The 20,921-nt window shown below is 37.6% G+C and carries 21 protein-coding genes and 1 tRNA gene; 17 read left to right on the plus strand and 5 right to left on the minus strand.

Annotated features, from left to right (window positions below):
- Window positions 1-4 precede the first annotated feature (4 nt).
- The 14 genes from AC5YDH_RS00905 to AC5YDH_RS00970 all read left to right on the plus strand — a co-directional run bounded on the left by AC5YDH_RS00905 (window position 5) and on the right by AC5YDH_RS00970 (window position 12,899).
- The gene (locus AC5YDH_RS00905) at window positions 5-883 is read left to right on the plus strand and encodes a lysophospholipid acyltransferase family protein (RefSeq protein WP_496116401.1); all 879 of its coding nucleotides are present in this window, start codon (window positions 5-7) and stop codon (window positions 881-883) included.
- A complete protein-coding gene (locus tag AC5YDH_RS00910) occupies window positions 883-2,415 on the plus strand; it encodes an HAL/PAL/TAL family ammonia-lyase (RefSeq protein ID WP_496116374.1) in 1,533 nt (510 codons plus the stop codon). Before AC5YDH_RS00905 ends, AC5YDH_RS00910 begins: the two co-directional genes overlap by 1 nt.
- A 25-nt stretch (window positions 2,416-2,440) precedes the next feature.
- The gene (locus AC5YDH_RS00915) at window positions 2,441-2,869 is read left to right on the plus strand and encodes an acyl-CoA thioesterase (protein WP_496116375.1); all 429 of its coding nucleotides are present in this window, start codon (window positions 2,441-2,443) and stop codon (window positions 2,867-2,869) included.
- Window positions 2,870-2,922: 53 nt separating this feature from the next.
- Complete coding sequence (locus tag AC5YDH_RS00920; protein WP_496116402.1) at window positions 2,923-3,507, plus strand: LolA family protein; 585 nt, start codon at window positions 2,923-2,925, stop codon at window positions 3,505-3,507.
- Window positions 3,482-5,806, plus strand: coding sequence for an MMPL family transporter (locus AC5YDH_RS00925; RefSeq protein ID WP_496116376.1), 2,325 nt, complete (start codon window positions 3,482-3,484; stop codon window positions 5,804-5,806). Before AC5YDH_RS00920 ends, AC5YDH_RS00925 begins: the two co-directional genes overlap by 26 nt.
- An 18-nt stretch (window positions 5,807-5,824) precedes the next feature.
- Window positions 5,825-7,096, plus strand: a complete 1,272-nt coding sequence (locus tag AC5YDH_RS00930; RefSeq protein ID WP_496116377.1) for an NAD(P)/FAD-dependent oxidoreductase — start codon at window positions 5,825-5,827, stop codon at window positions 7,094-7,096.
- A gap of 15 nt (window positions 7,097-7,111) precedes the next feature.
- Window positions 7,112-7,675 (plus strand): DUF3261 domain-containing protein, encoded by a 564-nt coding sequence (locus tag AC5YDH_RS00935; RefSeq protein WP_496116378.1) that lies wholly within the window; start codon window positions 7,112-7,114, stop codon window positions 7,673-7,675.
- Window positions 7,665-8,861, plus strand: coding sequence for a beta-ketoacyl-[acyl-carrier-protein] synthase family protein (locus AC5YDH_RS00940; protein ID WP_496116379.1), 1,197 nt, complete (start codon window positions 7,665-7,667; stop codon window positions 8,859-8,861). The genes AC5YDH_RS00935 and AC5YDH_RS00940 overlap by 11 nt, the downstream gene beginning before the upstream one ends.
- Before the next feature lie 3 nt (window positions 8,862-8,864).
- A complete protein-coding gene (locus AC5YDH_RS00945; RefSeq protein ID WP_496116380.1) occupies window positions 8,865-9,305 on the plus strand; it encodes a hotdog family protein in 441 nt (146 codons plus the stop codon).
- Window positions 9,302-10,027 (plus strand): 3-ketoacyl-ACP reductase FabG2, encoded by a 726-nt coding sequence (locus AC5YDH_RS00950; protein ID WP_496116381.1) that lies wholly within the window; start codon window positions 9,302-9,304, stop codon window positions 10,025-10,027. The genes AC5YDH_RS00945 and AC5YDH_RS00950 overlap by 4 nt, the downstream gene beginning before the upstream one ends.
- Window positions 10,027-11,253, plus strand: a complete 1,227-nt coding sequence (locus AC5YDH_RS00955; RefSeq protein ID WP_496116382.1) for a beta-ketoacyl-ACP synthase — start codon at window positions 10,027-10,029, stop codon at window positions 11,251-11,253. The genes AC5YDH_RS00950 and AC5YDH_RS00955 overlap by 1 nt, the downstream gene beginning before the upstream one ends.
- A 16-nt stretch (window positions 11,254-11,269) precedes the next feature.
- Complete coding sequence (locus AC5YDH_RS00960) at window positions 11,270-11,674, plus strand: hypothetical protein (protein WP_496116384.1); 405 nt, start codon at window positions 11,270-11,272, stop codon at window positions 11,672-11,674.
- 113 nt (window positions 11,675-11,787) lie between these two features.
- Window positions 11,788-12,222: an excinuclease gene (locus AC5YDH_RS00965; RefSeq protein ID WP_496116385.1), complete on the plus strand. Its 435-nt coding sequence runs from the start codon at window positions 11,788-11,790 to the stop codon at window positions 12,220-12,222.
- Window positions 12,223-12,242: 20 nt separating this feature from the next.
- Window positions 12,243-12,899 (plus strand): 4'-phosphopantetheinyl transferase family protein, encoded by a 657-nt coding sequence (locus AC5YDH_RS00970; RefSeq protein WP_496116386.1) that lies wholly within the window; start codon window positions 12,243-12,245, stop codon window positions 12,897-12,899.
- Between the two features lie 45 nt (window positions 12,900-12,944).
- Here AC5YDH_RS00970 and secF read toward each other — a convergent pair whose 3' ends face one another.
- The 5 genes from secF to queA form a co-directional block, all read right to left on the minus strand.
- Window positions 12,945-13,916, minus strand: coding sequence for a protein translocase subunit SecF (gene secF / locus AC5YDH_RS00975; RefSeq protein ID WP_496116387.1), 972 nt, complete (start codon window positions 13,914-13,916; stop codon window positions 12,945-12,947).
- A 7-nt stretch (window positions 13,917-13,923) separates the two neighbouring features.
- Complete coding sequence (gene secD, locus AC5YDH_RS00980) at window positions 13,924-15,822, minus strand: protein translocase subunit SecD (RefSeq protein WP_496116389.1); 1,899 nt, start codon at window positions 15,820-15,822, stop codon at window positions 13,924-13,926.
- Window positions 15,823-15,876: 54 nt separating this feature from the next.
- Window positions 15,877-16,206: a preprotein translocase subunit YajC gene (yajC, locus tag AC5YDH_RS00985; RefSeq protein ID WP_496116390.1), complete on the minus strand. Its 330-nt coding sequence runs from the start codon at window positions 16,204-16,206 to the stop codon at window positions 15,877-15,879.
- A 101-nt stretch (window positions 16,207-16,307) separates the two neighbouring features.
- A complete protein-coding gene (gene tgt, locus AC5YDH_RS00990; RefSeq protein WP_496116392.1) occupies window positions 16,308-17,438 on the minus strand; it encodes a tRNA guanosine(34) transglycosylase Tgt in 1,131 nt (376 codons plus the stop codon).
- A 259-nt stretch (window positions 17,439-17,697) separates the two neighbouring features.
- Complete coding sequence (gene queA / locus AC5YDH_RS00995) at window positions 17,698-18,735, minus strand: tRNA preQ1(34) S-adenosylmethionine ribosyltransferase-isomerase QueA (protein ID WP_496116393.1); 1,038 nt, start codon at window positions 18,733-18,735, stop codon at window positions 17,698-17,700.
- Window positions 18,736-18,906: 171 nt separating this feature from the next.
- Here queA and AC5YDH_RS01000 point away from each other — a divergent pair.
- From AC5YDH_RS01000 to AC5YDH_RS01010, 3 genes are all read left to right on the plus strand, one after another.
- Window positions 18,907-18,993 (plus strand) — tRNA-Leu (locus AC5YDH_RS01000).
- Between the two features lie 369 nt (window positions 18,994-19,362).
- On the plus strand, window positions 19,363-19,929 hold the full coding sequence (locus AC5YDH_RS01005) for a hypothetical protein (protein WP_496116394.1): 567 nt from the start codon (window positions 19,363-19,365) through the stop codon (window positions 19,927-19,929).
- Between the two features lie 7 nt (window positions 19,930-19,936).
- Window positions 19,937-20,869 (plus strand): IS5 family transposase, encoded by a 933-nt coding sequence (locus AC5YDH_RS01010; protein WP_496116183.1) that lies wholly within the window; start codon window positions 19,937-19,939, stop codon window positions 20,867-20,869.
- Window positions 20,870-20,921 lie beyond the last annotated feature (52 nt).

The following is a 20,921-nucleotide window of genomic DNA, read 5'->3' on the forward strand; positions in this document are numbered from 1 at the left end:
TGGCATGCTTCCTTTAATGTTGATGCTTGGTTTTTACCGCTTAGGTGGGCGTTGGCTTTGTCGACTTGTTCTTCTCTTTGTTATTTTTTGGTATTGGATATTTTCAAAAGTTGCACGTGATGCATCTTTACAATATTTGCAAAAATTACATCAATTTTCGGGTAAAAACTCCCCCTTTCCAAAAGAGCCATCTTTAGGACATACCTATCTACATTTAATGCAATTTGCTGAATGTATTCTCGATAAAATTGAAGGTTGGTTAGGTCATATTGATGATTCAAAACTTGAACTTTCAGGGCATGAGCATTTTCGAGAGCATTACCAAAAAGGGGCAGTTATTGTTGTCTCTCATTTTGGCAATATTGAGTTATTACGAGCAATTAAATCTGATCACAGCCAAAAAATTAATGTTTTGGTGTATCAAAAGCATGCCACAAAATTTAATGAATTTTTAAAAAAATTAAATGCACATGCCGATGTTAATTTGGTTTCAGTAGATGAATTAGGTATAGAAACAGCCGTTGTTTTACAAGAAAAACTCGATCAGGGTGAATGGATTATTGTGGCAGCAGATCGAGTGCCTGTTCAATCAGATCGGGTTCAATCCGTTGAGTTTTTGGGTAAAGATGCCCATTGGCCACAAGGTGCATGGATTTTAGCAAATTTGCTGAAAGTACCTGTGTTGGCAGTTTTTTGTTATCGAATGAATGCAAAGTTTGAAGTGCATATTCATAAAATTGCAGATCAGCTTCAATTTCCTCGAAAAACACGCATGGAAGAAATGCAAAAAGTGATTCGACAGTATGTGATGCTTCTCGAGATGCACTGTGTACGCGTACCGTATCAATGGTTTAATTTTTATAATTTTTGGGTAAAGAAGTAATGAACGTGTTAGTGGTTGGAGAAACGCCTCTTTCAATTGAAGATGTTGTTGCAGTTGCAAGACAAGAAAAACAAGTTGCATTGCCAACAAGTGTTGCATGGTGTGAGCTTATTCAACGTGGTGCAGATTTCTTAGATCAACTTTTAGAAGATGAAGGGGTGATCTACGGTGTAACTACGGGCTATGGCGATTCTTGTCTCGTTGAAATTCCACCACATCAAGTCAATGAACTTCCACTTCATTTATCACGTTTTCATGGCTGTGGTTTAGGTCAAAATTTAGATTTAATTACAGCGCGTGCAGTTGTAGTGACACGTCTATGTTCTTTAGCTCGTGGTTATTCAGGTGTTTCTCATGCTTTGCTTGAGCGTTTGGTTTGGATGCTTAATGAAAATGTTATTCCAGTTATTCCTTCTGAAGGTTCAGTGGGGGCAAGTGGTGATTTAACGCCATTGTCTTATGTGGCAGGTGCATTGGTCGGTGAGCGTGATGTGTATTACCAAGGTAAGATTGTACCTATTGCAGAGGTATATGCTGAAAAAGAAATGCAAGCACATGTGATGCGTCCCAAAGAAGGTCTTGCACTCATGAACGGTACAGCCGTAATGACAGCAATTGCATGTTTGAACTATAAAAAAGCAGAACAAATTTCTTTGGCAAGCACTTGTATTACTGCGTTAAACGTACTTGCTTTAGAAGGTAATCCTAGTCACTTTGACGAAGTATTATTTGCTCAAAAACCGCATGTCGGTCAGCAACATATTGCGGCACAATTACGTGAATGGTTAAATAGCGAAGTACAAACGGAACACCAAAACTCACGTCTACAAGATCGTTATTCACTACGCTGTGCACCGCATATTATTGGTGTATTTGAGGATTCAAAAACATGGTTGCGCCAGTTTATTGAAAATGAGCTCAATTCAAGTAATGACAATCCATTGATTGATCCTGTGAATTTACGAGTGTTACATGGTGGGCATTTCTATGGTGGGCATATTGCTCAGGCCATGGATAGCCTAAAAATCATGATTGCTAATATTGCCGATTTAATGGATCGACAACTTGCACAGTTAGTTGACTATAAAATGAACAATGGTTTGCCACGCAATTTGACTGGGTCAAGTAATGAGCGTCTGCCGTTAAATCATGGTTTTAAAGCTGTACAAATAGGCGTTTCTGCTTGGACGGCTGAGGCTTTAAAACAAACACTTTCGGCTTCAATTTTTTCACGTTCAACAGAATGTCATAATCAAGATAAGGTGAGCATGGGAACAATTGCAGCACGTGATGCAACACGTGTGATTACTTTAACTGAACAAGTGATTGCGGCATTGAGTTGTGCAAGTGTTCAAGCGATTAAATTACGTGGCTTAGAGACAGAATTAAGTGCAACATTAATAGCATTTCAACAGTGGGTTCTTGAAAGCTTCAACTATGTAGATGAAGATCGACCTTTGCAGACAGAACTGCAAAATTTGGTTGATCGTTTTGAAAATCTTGAATTACAAAACACACTTACTGCTTCGTAAAACAGTTTTAAAATAGGAACTTGCTATGCATGCCGATGTAATTATTGAAGTGCCATTTCATGATGTAGATACTATGAATGTGGTTTGGCATGGGCATTATTTAAAGTATTTTGAGATTGCACGATGCAAACTACTCGATCAATTTCAATACAACTATAATGAAATGCGTCATTCAGGTTATGCATGGCCTGTCATTGAAAGCTATGTGCGTTATGTGCAAGGTATCGAATTTGCACAAAAAATTAAGGTACGTGCCATTTTGAAAGAGTGGGAAAATCGTTTGAAAATTGAATATCAAATATTCGATGCAGAAACCAACAAACGATTAACCAAAGGTTTTACGTCCCAAGTTGCAGTGAATATGGAAACTCGTGAAATGTGTTTTCAATCTCCGCAAATTTTAATAGACCATTTAAATGCATGGTCTGAATTTAAAGTGGGAGAGTTATCATGAAAAAAATAAACCTTAGCATGATGACATTCTTAAGCATGATTCTATCATTTATTATGTTTTTGATGACTTCGGCACATGCAGATAATACAGAGCTGAAACAAATTTTTAGCCAACTTTCATCAACACCTGTGGTGCGTGCAAATTTTGAACAGCATAAAAAATTGGCTTCAATTAATAAGACGTATGTTTCTAAAGGTAATGTTGTTTTTACTAAGCAAAATGGCGTGTTGTGGCAAATTCAGAGTCCTGTAAAAGCGGATTTAATTGTGAGTCCGAAAAAGCTTGTGCAAAAAACACAGCGTACATATAGCCAAATTGAGGTCGACAAAACACCTTATGGTTCTGTTACGACTATGTTTTTACAGTTGATGTCGGGTAATGAGGCTGCATTGGTGAAGAATTTTAATGTTGATTCAGTAAGTTATTCGCCATCTTCATGGAATGTAACGTTGTCACCGAAAAGCAGTCTATTTAAAAAGTTATTTGTAAAAGTGAATGCACAAGGTGGTCGATATGTCGATCGAATCGTGATTTATGAGCAAGCTAATAACAGTACTACTATTCGCTTTAGTCAGCAAACAGCACAACCACAAACTTTAACGGCAAACGAAAATGCACTTTTCCAATTGGCAAAATAAGTGCACGCTCATTTGGGTGATTGTACTTTGTGTAATTGCTCTGTTTTTGGGTGCGGCATGGCTTAAAAAAGACATTCATATTGAAACGAATATCTTTGCATTGTTACCCGAGTCTCATCAAGATGAGCGATTGGAAAAAGCCCAAAATTACGTGAGTAATCAACTCAACGATAAAGTATTTTTGGTGTTAGATGCGAAAGATGATGCATCTTTAGAAAAAGCGACTACACAAGTTGAAGATGCATTAAAAAATAATGCATTATTTAAGCCTCTAACAGCTCAGTTAAACACTGATGAGTTTGCCAAGTCGCTATATCTGCATAAAGCAGGTTTATTGAATGAAAATGACCGTAAATTATTAGAACAAAAAGATTATCAATCTTTGACAGAACAAAGCATGTTACAGCTGATGAGTCCGGGCATGCCAATTACTGCCGAACTTTTACAGCAAGATCCATTATTACTTTTTCCTCGTTATGCGATGGGTCTTTCAAGCTTACAAAATAATGCAGATATTACTTTGGAGCAGGGTTTTGCCACCATTCGAGATGATCAAGGTATTTCGAGATTATTGGTTATTGGACTTAAAGAAAGCCCATACAATATTGAATATCAAGAAAAAACGACACAATTTATTGAACATTTAACTCAGCAATTAAAGCAAGATCAGGTTCAACCACATTGGACAGGCACTTTGATGTTTGCCCAATTTGGTACAGATTCTGCAAAAAATGAAATTTCGACCATTGGTATTGGCTCGACTATTGGTGTGTTATTACTTGTCTGGTTTGGTTTTCGATCTATACGACCAATGTTGACAGAAATGGTTGCGGTGGGAACAGGTTGCTTGGTTGCATTTGCCATGACCTATTGGATTTTTGGTGAAATTCACCTCATGACTTTGGTTTTTGGTGCCAGCTTAATTGGTGTTTGTGTAGATTTCTCTTTTTACTTTATGGCAATGCAATCTCAGCATAGACATATTGATGGTTTTAAAGTTTTAGCACCAGTTCTACCAAGCTTATTTGTGGGCTTACTTACCACTTTGTTTGCTTATGTCGTTTTAAGTTTTACACCATTCCCTGGTTTTAAACAAATTGCTGTTTTTTCTATGGTTGGTTTAACAGCGGCTTGGATCACCAGTATTTTACTACTACCACGTTTGCCTGCACTAAATGCAGAACCAGCAATTAGAACTTTGGCTTTTATTGGTAAAACTCGAAACTTTGTTCAAGCCAAACCTAAGCTGCAATATGGTTTGATGGCAGGTATTTTAGTGGTTACGGGAGCAAGTTTATTCTTTGTACAAAGCAATGATGACATTCGCAATTTGCAAAGTATGGATAAAAGCTTAAAGCAGGAAGATCAATATGTACGTGATCGCTTTATGCAACAACAAGGTAGTGAATATTTTGTTGTAAGTGGAAAGTCTGAGAATGAATTAGAACAAAATGAACAGCAGCTTTTAACCAAATTAAAGTTATTGCAAGAATCAGACAAGTTGGAAAATTTCCAAGGTTTAGGACAGTGGTTACCATCTGTCGATCAGCAAAAGCAAAACGTAGCATTATTAATGCAGATTCCACGTGAAACATTAACTGAATATGCCCAAGCTATGCAGTTAAATGTGAATGATGTTCTGGCATGGCAATCATCATTAAAGCAACAACCCTTACTGACAGAACAGATCTTTAAAAACCATCCACTCGCATTTATGCAAATGGCACCAACAGAGCGATTGGTGATGTTGCAAGGTGTTAAGGATGATCGGGCGATTCAAGCTTTAGTGGGGCAAAATGTACAATTGTTACGTCCTGTACATCAGCTGTCTGAATTATTTAAAGAACATCGAGTTCATGCACAGTGGTTGTTATTAAGCGCAATTATTCTGCTTATGGTGGGCTTGGGGGTTTTATATGGAGTTAAATCGGTTTTACCACTTGTTTTACCCGTGACCATGGCATTAATGACAACATTTGCCATTCAAGCATGGTTAGGTGTTGAAATAAACTTATTCAGCATAATGGGGACATTTCTCATTATGGGGATAGGCGTAGATTATGCGATTTTCTATCGACATGGACATGATCATCCTCAAGTGGTTGGTATGGCGTTATTCCTTTGTATGATGTCGACATTCTTTGGCTTTGGATTACTGTCTTTTAGTCAAACCTATGCCATTCATTGTTTTGGTTTAACTGTTTTATTGGGCGTTATTTTTGCTTTTATTTACGCAACATTGTTTACACGTTCAGATGAAAAACATGTTGTTATTCAGCAATATCAGTCAAAGAGCTGATGGTGTGGGGAACAGTGCATGAGCACAATACAAAATACAGATGTCATTATTATTGGGGCGGGACCTTCAGGAAGTTCGGCAGCGACATTACTGAAGAAGAAAGGTTATGCGGTTACTATTATTGAGAAGCAATTTTTTCCAAGATTTTCGATAGGTGAATCTTTACTACCTCAATGTATGGTTTTTTTAGAAGAAGCTGGATTATTAGATACAGTTCGAGAACACGTAGACCAATATGCTTTTCAATTTAAAAATGGTGCTGCTTTTTTAAAGGGGAAAAAACGTAATTTTTACGATTTTACGCAAAAATTTAGTGAAGGCCCTGGAACAACTTGGCAAATACGCCGTGCCAATTTTGATCATCTATTGGCTCAACAAGCTGAGAAATTTGGTACAGATATTCGTTTTGGACATGAAGTTTTAGCAGTGGATGTTGAGTCTGAACAGCCCGTATTAACAGTAAAAGATGAACATGGTACAACATACCAAATTCAGGCAAAATTTTTATTAGATGCAAGTGGTTTTGGGCGTATTTTACCGAAACATTTGGATTTAGAAAGTCCATCAGACTTCCCCGTACGCCGTGCTGTATTTACACATATTGAAGATGGAATTTTGGATGACCCAGAGTTTGATCGTGAAAAAATCTTAATTACCGTTCATGAAAAAGACCCACGTGCATGGTATTGGCTTATTCCATTTGCCGATGGACGCTCATCTTTCGGTATTGTTGCGGAAGAAGATTTTTTTGAGAAATATGGTTTTGATGGTAGTGCAGATTATGATATTGCAGCTTTACAACGTCGTATTTTAGCAGATGATGACGCACTTTCTCATGTGCTTCGCAATGCAAAATTCGACACGCCTGTTCGTACACTTGTTGGCTATTCTGCAAATGTAAAACATTTGGCTCAACGCAATTATGCATTATTGGGTAATGCGGGTGAGTTTCTTGATCCAGTATTTTCTTCGGGTGTAACCATTGCTCTTAAATCATCAAGTATGGCAGTTCCTTTGGTCGATCGTTATCTACAAGGTGAAACGATAGATTGGATGGAGCAATATGAAAAACCTCTTCGTGCAGGTATTAATGTGTTCCGTGTTTATGTGGAGTCGTGGTATACGGGAGAGTTTCAAGATGTTGTATTCTCTAAAAAGCAAGATGATAAAGTGCGCCGTATGATTGCATCATTATTGGCAGGTTATGCTTGGGATGAAGCTAATCCAATTTATAAAAATGCAAAACGACGTTTAAGTACCATTGCTGAATATTGTCGTGAAGAATTATAAGAGAACGTTTTATTTATGGATTTGACCCAAGGTTTTAAATTATCAGGGATGATTTTGGTAATAGCACTGTCTTGCAGTGCTTGCCAAGTTTTGGTTCCAAAAGCACAAGGTTTAGTTGCACCGAGTTGGGTTGCACAGGCTTATCAACGTCAAGATCAAATTGAAGTTGAGTGGAATAAACGTAGCTTTAGCTTTTTACTGTACCAACAACAGCAAGGTAATCAATTGGAAATGATTGCTTTGAGTTTAACGGGACAGCAATTATTCAAACTCAGTTTTGATGGGCAAAAAGTTGATGTGCAACAACGTATAGATCAAATGAAATATCTTCCATTTGATTATGTGGTTCGTGACATTTTATATGCGACTTATCCAAATTTTGCAGACTATCAAAATGAAAGCGTACACCTGGAAAAGCAAGGGTCAATTGAAAAAATTTATATTCAACAACAGGTCGTATTAGAGATTTCTCATCGCTCAGATACAATTGACTTAAATAATGTGCAGGTGCCTTATCAAATGGTCATCAGTGCTATGAGTGACAGTTTAGAAAATGATGAGAATTTAGATGCTCAATAATATTCGTATCGATGGTCCTGCAGTTGGGATTCAATTTGGCGTAGGTTTATCTGCGTTAGGGGAAACAGCGGAGCAAGTTCAACATGCTTTGGTTTCTGAACGAAATACATTAAGTCAGTGCGTAGATTTTATTGAAGAAAAGAAAGTATGGGTTGGAGAATATTCTAGTCATCTAATTGCAGAAATTCCTAATGGTTTAGCTACTGAAGATTCTCGAAATTTACGCTTTGCTTTAACCGCATTACAAAAAATTGAAGCTGATATTCGTCACTATACAAATCAATTTCATCCAGCACGTTTAGCTATTGTTATGGGAACGTCCACTTCAGGAATTGCTGATAATGAAAAAGTGTTGAAACAGCATTTTTTATATCAAAAAGAAATTGAAATTTCACATCAAAAACAGCAAATGGGAAGTTTAGCAAAAGACTTACAGCAATATTTAGGCTGGAGTGGACCTGCTTATACAATTTCAACAGCATGTTCATCGAGTGCAAAAGCCATGGCTGCGGGACAGCGGTTATTAAATTCAGGTTTGGTCGATGCTGTTTTGGTGGGTGGTGTAGATACATTATGTCAGCTTACTTTAAATGGTTTTAATAGCTTAGAAAGTTTATCTAATGGCATTTGTCAGCCATGCGGAAAACAACGTGATGGTATTAATATTGGTGAAGCGGCAGCATTATTTTTGATGTCGAAAGAATCTGCACCAGTCATGTTGATGGGGGCGGGAGAGTCAATGGATGCTTGGCATATTTCTGCACCACATCCTGATGGTAAGGGGGCCACAGAAGCTATGCAAAAAGCTTTGGTAATGGCAGGCTTAGATAGTTCTGAAATTGGTTACTTAAATATGCATGGCACATCGACACTGCAAAATGATGCGATGGAAATTAAAGCAGTACAGAAGGTTTTTAAAAGTGACGATGTAGCTTTAAGTAGTACCAAACATAAAACAGGGCACTGCTTAGGTGCAGCGGGGGCAATAGAGGCCTATATTTGTCAGCAAATATTGTTAGATCAATCTTGGTTGCCACTGCATCATTCAGGCGTATTAGATCCTGAGCTAGATGATCAGAACTATGTATTAGATCCACAATTAAAAGCACCTCTTTATTATGCAATGAGTAATTCTTTTGCATTTGGTGGTAGCAATATTAGTTTAATTTTTGGAAGGCATTTTTAGAATATGATGAATGCTATTGATTTTATTCCACACGATAAACCTATGGTTTTTGTGGATCACTTACTTGAAGCTGATGAGTTAAAAGCAACAGCTGAACTAATAATTACACCAGATTTAATGTTTTGTGAAGCGCAAGGTTTACCGACTTGGGCAAGTATTGAAATTATGGCACAAACAGTAAGTGCTTATGCAGGATATAGAGGGAAGCAGGCTGGTAATGCAAAACCTAAAATAGGTTTTTTACTTGGCACTCGAAAAATGCAGCTTCCTATTGCTTATTTTGCATTAAATGAAGTGTTGGTCATTCATGTAGAACAAAGTTATTTGCATGAGGGCTTAGGACAATTTCAATGCATTATTCAATATAAAGAACATGAAATTTCAGCCATGCTGAGTGTATATGAACCTCCAGAAGTTGATCAAATAGTTGGGAATTTAACGTGAATAAAAGAATATTGGTAACAGGATCAAGTCGGGGAATTGGTAAGGCAATTGCTTTGCAACTTGCACAAGCAGGTTTTGATGTCACTGTTCATGCTAGATCACGTTTACAAGAAGCAGAAGCCGTTGTTGCTGAAATTCAGGCTTTAGGACAACAAAGCCACGTTCTTATGTTTGATGTAAATGAGCGTGAAAAAATTGCTGAAATGTTAGAGCAAGATATTGCTGAGCATGGAGCATTTTATGGTGTTGTATTAAATGCAGGTTTAACACGTGATGGTGCATTTCCAGCATTGACAGATGATGATTGGGATCAGGTCGTAGATACATCACTTCATGGTTTTTATAACGTATTAAAACCACTCATCATGCCAATGATTCGTTTGAAGAAAGGTGGTCGTATTGTGACTTTATCTTCAGTATCAGGCGTTATGGGGAATCGTGGTCAAGTTAATTATAGTGCAGCGAAAGCAGGCTTAATTGGTGCGACTAAAGCGCTGGCACTTGAATTGGCCAAGCGAAAAATTACAGTGAACTGTGTTGCACCAGGTTTAATTGAAACTGAAATGGTCACAGAAGAAGTTAAAGAACATGCGTTAAAAATGATTCCATTACAACGCATGGGGCAAGTTGATGAAGTTGCAAAAGTCGTTAAATTCTTATGTAGCGATGATGCAAGTTATATCACTCGCCAAGTCATTTCAGTGAATGGGGGATTGATCTAATGAAACGTGTTGTAGTGACAGGAATGTCGGGAATAACCTCTTTAGGTGAAACAGCAGATCAAATTTTTGAGCAATTTGCTCAAGGCAAAAGCGGTATTCGCTATATGCCTGACTGGGAAATTTTTACAGACTTACGTAGTAAACTTGGTGGACCTGTCGAATCTTTTACAGTGCCTAAGCATTTTAATCGTAAAGTTACACGTGGGATGGGGCGTGTCGCTTTGATGTCTGTTATTTGTGCTGAAAAAGCTTTGGAAGATTCAGGTCTATTAAACGATCCTATATTACAAAGCGGTGAAGCGGGTGTGGCGTATGGTTCATCTGCAGGAAGTGTAGATGCTGTTCGTGAATTTGGTGCAATGTTGTTAGATAACAATATGAACCAACTCAATGCGACTACATATATTCGAATGATGTCTCATACATCCGCTGTGAATATGACCGTGTATTTTGGTTTAAAAGGTTTAACTTTACCTACTTCAAGTGCCTGTACTTCGGGTTCAATGGCAATTGGGCAGGCTTATGAGGCGATCAAATACGGTAAACAAACTGTGATGTTAGCAGGTGGTGCTGAAGAGTTAAGTTCAGCAGGTTCGGCTGTATTTGATGTATTACTTGCGACAAGTACTAAAAATGATCATCCTGAAAAAAAACCACGACCATTTGATAAGTCACGTGATGGTTTAGTTGTTGGTGAGGGTGCAGGTTGTTTGATTCTAGAAGAATATGAGCATGCGAAAGCACGTGGTGCGACAATTTATGCGGAAATTATTGGCTATGGTAGCAATACAGATGGTCAACATGTAACACGTCCAGATTCAGAAATGATGGGGCGATGCATGGAGCTTGCATTAAAGGATGCAAAAATTTCAGCGGAAGAAATTGACTATGTGAATGCACATGGTACATCAACAGATCAGGGCGATATTGCTGAGTCACAAGCTACAGCACGTACTCTTGGATGTAAGCCTATTAGTTCATTGAAAAGTTATTTTGGTCATACGCTTGGGGCATGTGGTGCTGTTGAAGCATGGTTGAGTATCGAGATGATGCATCGCAATCAATTTGTTCCAACATTAAATTTGGATGAAGTTGATGAAGCTTGTGGTGATTTGGACTATATCACTGGCGGATTACGTCCAATGCAAGCCAATATTATAATGAGTAACAACTTTGCTTTTGGCGGAATTAATACGTCAATTATTTTAAAACGTGAAAGTGAATAATACTTTCGGGGGTGGAATGAAGATTCAACATATCGTTTTATCGATAGTTTTGAGCTGTAGTACTTTAGCTCTTGTGGGATGTGGAAGTGGTGTTCGAATTTCTTCGTACCCACAGAAACAAATGATGGTTCGTGGAAACTTAACACCTGTAGATATTGAAGATCGTATTCGTGCTGCAATTGCACGTAATGCAAAAGCAGGTTGGTATGTAGAAAATTCTGATGTAAATAAGGTGACGGCAGGTTTTACTCATGGTCGTCATTATTTACAAGTAACGTATTTTGTTCACGGTAAGCAAGTATTTTCACAAATCACAGGTAGTCAAAATTTAAATCAAAAAGGCGATGTTATTCATAAGAATGCTATGGCTTGGAAACTTAAATTAGACAAACATGTTTATGCACAATTAATGCGTGTATAAGTACTTTAGGGATATATTTTTTATCTGAATTTACACTTTTGTCTTATGATTAGGTTGTAAGAAAAGGTGAAGGGTAAAAGATATTCCATAATAACAAGCAAAGAGGTTATACCATGTTATTGAAAAAAATCTGTTTAGTTACTGCATTAGGTTTGGTTGGCTTTACATCTGTTCAAGCTGCAGATAAGGTGCACAACTTTAATTTTAAAGAAGCTGTTGATCGTGCAGTTGCTGATGGTACTTTAGATGGTTCAGTGCGCTTTTTTTTAGCAGGAACACAGTCTGGTGGAAAGCTAATTGAAAAAGGTGTTGTTACCAATAAAAAAACCAATGGTTTTGCAAAATCTGCTGAAAATGCATGTGATCATGTGCTTCGTTCAGCATTGATTCAGTTACAAAATACAGCAAAAGCACGCGGTGCTAATGCAGTCACAAATATTGTAAGTTACTATAAGGCAAATACGTCTAAGAGCACTACAACATACGAATGCTATAAGGGTACAGCACTTGCTGGTGTTGCTTTAAAGGGCAATCTTGTTAAGTTCTAAGCAGGACTTGAGTTGAGCCAATGAAAAAGCAAAGATTAATTAATATCCATGTACATTCATTGGCACAACTTATTGCAAAATCGAAATCCAACTTTTCTGATATTCGATCATTTAATTTTTATAAAAAAGAACAGATTTATACGCAGCGTAATCAATATTTGTCTAGTGAATTAAATACTGAAGTTTCGAATGCAGATATTGTGTCAACAGAATTTGGTAAGCCTTATTTAGAGCATCATCCAAAGTTTTATTTTAATCATAGTCATAGTCAAAAAAATTATGCTTTGGCACTCAGTCATTCTGTACAAGATTTGGGTGTTGATATTGAGGACTTAGACCGTAAAGTGCGTTTTGAAGCTTTAGCTCAACATGCTTTTCATCCTAAAGAATTAGAAACTTGGAATAGCTTAGAACAGCAAAAAGAATATTGGTTTAAAGTGTGGACAACCAAAGAAGCTGTACTAAAAGCAGCAGGTTTAGGTATTCGAATTAATTTAAATGAGTTTGATACGCAAGTCCATCCTGAACAAAATGGGGGGATGTGTCATCATCCTCAAATAGGTACATTCGCTTTCCAAAACTTCCAGCTTGGTCATGTTATGTTAACGGTTGCTTGGCGTTCAGAGCAGTCTTGTAAAGGCTTTAACCTAGCCCAAATACAAATTTATCAGCATTAAAAAAGCCCATCCTAAGATGAGCTTTTGATGAAATTAGACATCTACTTAGTGAGTTTCTTCTTCTTCAAACTCAGGTTTTACTTGAACAATGAAGTCTTGACGGTTGATACCACGCCATAAAGCGAATGCAGTACCAATGTAGATAGATGAATATGTACCTACAAAAACACCAACAAACATTGCAACAGAGAACCATTTAAGACCATCACCACCCATTAACATCATTGCAATAACAACAAGCAATAAAGTCATAGATGTATGAATGGTACGACGTAAAGTTTCAGTCAATGCAATATTGATGATTTCTAATGGCGAAGCACCACGAATTTTACGGAAGTTTTCACGAATACGGTCTGACACAACAATGTTATCGTTGAGTGAGAAACCAATAATTGCAAGTAACGCCGCAAGAACTGTTAAGTCGAAAGGCCACTGCATCATGGCGAAAATACCCAAAGTCACCACAATATCGTGGAACAATGAAAGTACAGCACCCATTGCAAGCTTAAATTCGAAGCGGATTGTGACGTAAACAAGCATTAATAGTAATGCTAAAGCAACTGCTCCAGCAGAGCGTAAATAAAGCTCATTACCAACTTGACCACCAACCACATCAATTTTATTTACAACTGCTGGATTACCAGGGAGTTGTACCGCTGTATTGATGACGTTATTTAGGTCTTCCACAGACATGTCTGCTTGTACGGGCATACGCACCATTAAGTCTTGGTTTGAACCTAATGTTTGCACAACAGGATCACGGAAACCCGATTTAGTTAATGCAGCAGAAACCTCAGTTGCTTGAACGGGTTTGCTGTAGTTAAGCTCAGCAGCGATACCACCCGTAAAATCTAAACCTAGATTTAGACCTTTGGTTGCAATAAAGAAGATACTTGCTACTGTTAAAAAAATTGAGATCAATGCCATAGGCACTGCAACTTTCATAAACGGAATAACACGTTCTTCTTCAGGGCGACCGTATTTTTTTGAATCTAGTTGAGTATTATCAGTCATCATTGATCTCCTAAATGCTCAACTTTTTCAAGTTACGTTTTTTGCCATAAATAATTTGAACAATTGCGCGTGTTACCGTAATGGCAGTGAACATCGAACAAATGATACCAATCATTAGTGTTACAGCGAAGCCTTTAATAGGACCTGTACCAATAGCAAATAAGATAAATGCAACAAGGAATGTGGTTAAGTTTGAGTCAAAAATGGTGTTATACGCACGATCATAACCTGCCACAATGGCTTGTTTAGGAGAGGCTCCCCATTTCATTTCTTCTCTTATTCGCTCACAAATAAGTACGTTGGCATCGACCGCCATACCAATGGTAATCACAATACCTGCAATACCAGGGAGGGTGAGAGAAGCACCAAGCCAAGACATAACTGTTAAAATCATAGCAAGGTTAAGTACAAGCGCAAAGTTGGCGATGAGGCCAAATAGACGGAAGAATACAACCATCCAAATTGCAACAAGTAAGAAACCAATTTGAGTAGAAAGAACACCTTTGTCGATGTTTTCTTGACCTAAACTTGGACCAATAACACGCTCTTCAACAAAATACATTGGCGCTGCTAAAGCACCTGCACGTAGCATTAATGCAAGCTCAGCTGCTTCTTGAGGAGAATCTAGACCTGTAATACGGAATTGCGAGCCTAATACAGCTTGAATGGTTGCAGCATTAATAACAACAGATTCTGTATATGGTGTACGTACTTCAGTCTGTGCACCAGTTACAGGATCTTTAACGTAGCTAATCTTTTGTTTGTTCTCAATGAACAATACAGCCATACGTTTGCCAACAGCATTACGTGTGGCATCAGACATTAACTTACCACCAGAAGAATCTAGAGTAATGTTAACTTCAGCACCGCCAGAATCTTGGCTAAAACCTGAAGATGCATTTTGAACGCGTTCACCTGTTAAAATACGGCTACGGTTTAAAAGTAATTCACGACCACTGTCTAGTGATTGGAAAGCGAATACTTCTGTACCTGGAGGTGCTTGATCTTTTAACTGACCCGTATAAGGGTCAATATGTTGATCGTTTAAGTCAGATACTAAACGGAATTCTAAGTTTGCTGTACGGCCTAATACACGTTTTGCTTCAGCAGTATCTTGTACACCAGGAAGTTCAACCACAATACGGTTGCTACCTTGAGTTTGTACAAGTGCTTCAGCTACACCTAACTCGTTAATACGATTACGTAAAGTCGTTAAGTTTTGGTTAACCGCATAAGACTGAATTTCTTGCTTACGAACATCTGTATAAGTTAAACGTAAAGTTGAACCATTCGTTGTTGCTACGGCTTGCTGTGTATATTCATTACCATTTCGGCGTAAGAAATCTGCAGCGGCATCGCGATCAGCGTTATCTGCGAATTGAACTGTGATGACATTGTTGTTTAGCGAAAGGCTATTGAATTTAATTTTGTTATCACGGAATTGACGACGTAAATCAGTTGCTGATGTTTCCATGCGCTGACTAATGGCTTTGTCCATATCTACTTCAAGTAAGAAGTGAACACCACCACGTAAATCTAGACCTAACTTCATTGGTTTTGCACCAATTTTTTGAAGCCATTCTGGAGTTGTAGGCGCAAGGTTAAGAGCAACAACATAATTGTCACCAAGGCCACGGCGCAAAGCATCTTTTGCTTTTAATTGTGCTTCAGACGAATCTAAGCGTAATAATGCCGCGTTGTTGGTGAAACTATTGTCATGACTGGCAATTTTTTCGCTTTTTAAAATTTGCTCTGCTTTTTGTACGATGCTTTGATCAATTTGGGTACCAGCTTTGGCACCAGAAATTTGAACAGCAGGTTCATCTGGATACAAACTTGGCAGGGCATATAATGTACTAATCACAAGAACAAATAGGATTAGTAGATATTTCCATGCTGGGTAACGCATTTATTTTCTTCTTAAAATGAAAAAAGTCGTGCGAATCGCACGACTTTTTTTTGATTAAAGATTATTTAATGTGCCTTCAGGAAGAACTGAAATCACGCTTGCACGTTGAATTTTTACTTCAACACCACGGTTCAATTCAACAACAGCGAAATCACCTTCGATCTTAAGGACTTTACCCATAAGACCACCAGCAAAAACTACTTCACTACCAACACCTAAGCTTTCAACTAATGCGCGGTGTTCTTTAGCACGTTTAGACTGAGGACGCCAAATAAGGAAGTAAAAGATTGCAACGAATACAGCAATCATACCTAAGTTAGCAATTAGGCTAGGCTGTTGTGAAGCTTCGCCCGCTGCATGAGCAGTAGAAATGAAAAGACTCATTTGATTTTCCTAAAATAAAAAAGCAGTAATTAACTAAATGATAATAAATTAACTTGATAGCAATTTACCTTGTCTTTTTCTTCAGCGCAAACACTGAAATATTAATCTTGAGGACAAGGTGGAACTTCTAAGCCACGACGAGCATAAAAATCTGCTACAAATTCATCGAATGTGCCGTTATCTAGTGCATCACGCATAGTTTCTGCAAGACGCAGGTAATAACGTAAGTTATGAATTGTGCCCAACATAGAAGCCAACATTTCACCGCATTTTTCTAAATGGAATAAATAAGAGCGAGTGAAGTTTGTGCAAGTGTAGCAATCGCAATGAGGATCAAGTGGGCTTTGGTCATGACGATATTTAGCATTACGAATTCGAACCAAGCCATCTGTCACAAAGTAGTGACCATTACGTGCATTTCGTGTTGGCATAACACAGTCAAACATATCGACACCACGGCGCACGGCTTCTACGATATCTTCAGGTTTACCTACACCCATTAAGTAACGTGGCTTATCTGCTGGCATTTGCTCAGGTAGATAATCCAGTACTTTAATCATTTCTTCTTTTGGCTCACCTACAGATAAACCACCAATTGCATAACCATCAAAGTCGATGTCGAGTAGACCTTTTAGTGATTCCTCACGAAGATCTTCATACATACCACCTTGAATAATACCAAATAGGGCATTGCGGTTTTTTAATACGTCATGATGTTGAGTTTTACAACGCTTTGCCCAGCGTAAAGAAAGCTGTAAAGATTTTTGAGCTTCTTCACGTGTAGCAGGGTAAGGCGTACATTCATCAAAAATCATCACAATGTCAGAATTCAATGTATGTTGAATATCCATTGAAATTTCAGGAGAAAGGAAAACTTTTGAACCATCAATAGGAGATCGGAAAGTTACACCTTCTTCTTTAATTTTACGCATAGCACCAAGGCTAAACACTTGGAAACCACCCGAATCTGTAAGAATAGGGTTATTCCATTTCATGAATTCATGTAAACCGCCGTGTTCACGGATTACATCTAAACCTGGGCGTAAATATAAATGGAAGGTATTACCAAGAATGACTTGAGATTTAATTTCTTCAACATCACGAGGAAGCATGCCTTTTACTGTACCGTAAGTACCAACAGGCATAAACATCGGCGTTTCAACAACACCATGTTCAAGTGTTAAACGACCACGTCGAGCACGACCCGACTGACCTAATTTTTCAAACTTCATATACGTTCCGAAATCGAGGCGAAAAAACAGTTCGCTGATTAAATGTGCTAAAAGTTCAATATTTTCCTAGATTCTGCTATGAAACGCTAGCTTTATTGAGTTTTAACTCTGTTATTTTTGTTTATGGAAATTAATTTTTTGAATAGGAGTGCTTAAGCATTCAAGTTTATTCATTAAAAAACCCAATATCAAAGGTTTTAGATATTGGGTTTTTACGATCTCATAAAATGAGATCATTCTTAGAGTTTGCTAAGAATATTTAACTTTTAAATTGGTCAATCAGCATGGCATCGCCATAGCTAAAGAAGCGATATTTCTCTGCAACAGCATGATGATATGCATTCAAAATATTTTCTTGATTTGACAGAGCAGAAACAAGCATAAGCAATGTAGATTCAGGTAAGTGGAAGTTTGTAATTAAACGATCAACTACCTTGAATTCATAACCTGGATAAATGAAGATTTGAGTGTCTCCAGTCCAACCTTTTAATTCACCACCATTGGCTTGAGCAGCACTTTCCGTTGCACGAGTTGCAGTTGTTCCTACAGCAATAACTTTATTACCACGAGCTTTTGTTTCTTTAATCAACTGCATTGATTCATCGGAAACTTGGCACCATTCACTGTGCATAATATGATTTTCGATGTCATTGGTACGAACAGGTAAGAAAGTACCCGCGCCAACGTGAAGCGTGACAAATGTTTTATTAATCCCTTTTGCTTCTAATTGATCTAAAAGTGCTTGGTCGAAATGAAGACTGGCTGTTGGTGCTGCAACACTAGCAAGTTTCGTTGGATCGTTAAAAACAGTTTGATAGCGTGTTGTATCAATATCTTCAGCTTCACGATTGAAATATGGCGGAATAGGGAGCTTTCCGTATTTATCGAGTACATCTAAAATAGGTTGAGAAAACTCAACAATAAATAGATTTTCGTGACGACCTGTTACCGTGACCTTAACCTCATCTACACCAATAAATAATTCAGCACCTGCTTTAGGTGAATTACTTGCTTTGATGTGACAGTGTGCAACAAATTGATCTTGCATACGCTCAACAAGAACTTCTACAGCTCCGCCACTTGCTCGTTTACCTTTTAAGCGAGCCTTCATGACTTTGGTGTCGTTTAATACAAGTAAATCACCAGGTTCTAGTAAATTTAAAATGTCGGTGAAATGAAGGTCTTGGTACTGACCTTGTGCATTTAAATGTAAAAGGCGAGAAGCACTACGAGTTTCAAGAGGGTAGCGAGCAATAAGCTCATCTGGGAGATCGAAATTAAAATCGGAAAGTTGCATGATGAAATAGAACAAACACATATATTAAAACTGGGCTTAGTATATGCTTTTTTAAGTTTTATAGATGATATTGATTGATTATAAGTCAAAAAAAATAAGACTGATTTAAAAATATACAAATGTTTTAAACTTGCGTTGACAAGTTTTTGAAATAGAGTAATATAGCCGCATCCCGAGGTGGTGAAATTGGTAGACGCGGTGGATTCAAAATCCACTATCAGAGATGATGTGTCGGTTCGAGTCCGACCCTCGGGACCATCTACCTAAAAAGGCTCTAAGCAAATTAAGACTTAGAGCCTTTTTTATTGCCTGTAATTTACTATTTTATTATTTTTTCTAGTATTGGGCATGTCACGGATTAGATATTATGAACTTTATAAGCCAATATATTTACTGTTAAGTTTTATAAAAATGAAGGCAAATGATCTAATTTATGGTCTAGTATATAAATTGAATCTGATATTTAAAATTTAGATATCTTTAGGTATTCGCAAAATAATAATGTCGTTTTAGAATAACTTTATGTTAAAAATATTACAGTTTTTAGATGAATAATGAAGTGTCATTTACATCATTATTTTAGTCATTATAAGTATTAAATTTTTATGAGATTAGAAGGAATCTAACATGAAATCATTTTTAAAAACGAGAAGTGTTTATAGTGGAATGGTTCGATTGTTGGATGCTTTTTGTGAGCAGAATAATTTAAAAACACCAGTACATAGTATTTATGATCTTGATGATAGAGTGATTTTTAGTCGTTGGTTGAGAAAACTCAAATATGTAGATCAACAGTACGGTAAAGAGGGAATCGGCTTAGAAATTGCGAAGTTAAGTCATCCAAGTCATTTAGGTGTTTCATTGTATATCGCTGCATCTTGCAAAAGCTTAAAAAGCTATACAGAGCTACCACTACAGTATATTTCGGTGTGGTATGACTATATGTATAAAGATGTAGAAACGATAGGTGATCAGGTTCAGGTTTCGTGGGGAAAACCTGCTTATTACAGTGCTGGTTTACATGTTCGTGAAACAGCAATTTCAGAAGAATTACAAGTTGCAATTATTTATCAAAGACTATTAAAACTCTTTCAAGGAAATTATGAGCTTTTCACTAAAGTTGAGCTTGCTATTCCTAAACCCAAAAGGCTTTGTTGCACAAACCTAGCATGGAAGGCTTATTCAGCAATATAATTTCAAAATGAATAAACCTGCCCCTAAAATCTATCGTACAACCAATTGGTCATCCTATAATCGAGCCTTAATCAACCGGGGTAATATTTCCATTTGGTTTGATCCAAAGACCCAGTGGTATGCACAATCACAAGGCAAGCAAGGTCGAAATCAGACCTACTCCGATACAGCGATTCAATGCTGCTTAATGATCAAATCTCTATTTCGACTCTCTTTACGTATGGTCACAGGTTTTGTTCAAAGTCTGATTAAACTCTCTGGATTAGATTGGACAGCGCCGGATTACACTACGCTTTGCAGAAGACAAAAACATATTGATATTGCGATTAGCTATGAAAAAAGTAGTGATGGTCTGCATCTACTCGTAGACTCTACTGGTTTGAAGTTTCTAGGTGAAGGTGAATGGAAATGCAAGAAACATGGGGCTGAATATCGTCGTCAATGGCGTAAGCTGCATATTGCTATAGATGCTAAAACTCTTCAAATACGTGCTGTACAGCTCACTACAAATGATGTTGGTGATTCTCAAGTACTTGAAGATTTACTTTCTCAAATTCCCTTGGATGAGAAAATTGATTCTGTTTATACAGATGGTGCTTATGACACAAAGCATTGCCGACAAGTCATTTTAGATCGAGATGCACATGCGATCATTCCACCGAGGAAAAATGCAAAGCCTTGGAAAGATCAGCAAGCGAGGTCTATCGAGCGGAACGAGTTATTAAAGACAGTCAAACGTCTAGGTAGATCGCTTTGGAAAAAGTGGTCTGGTTATCACCGTCGGAGTTTGGTTGAAACGAAGATGCATTGCATCAAATTATTAGGCGATAAATTAACAGCAAGGAGTTTTCCTAGTCAGGTGAATGAGATCCACGCACGCATGGCAGTCTTGAATAAATTCACAGAATTAGGTCGTCCTCATACCCAAGTTGTCTCTTAAATTTGGCTCACCTAGGGGAGCTCAGCCTTTCAAGCCTTTATGCAACAAAGCC

Source organism: Acinetobacter sp. FY683, assembly GCF_059515885.1.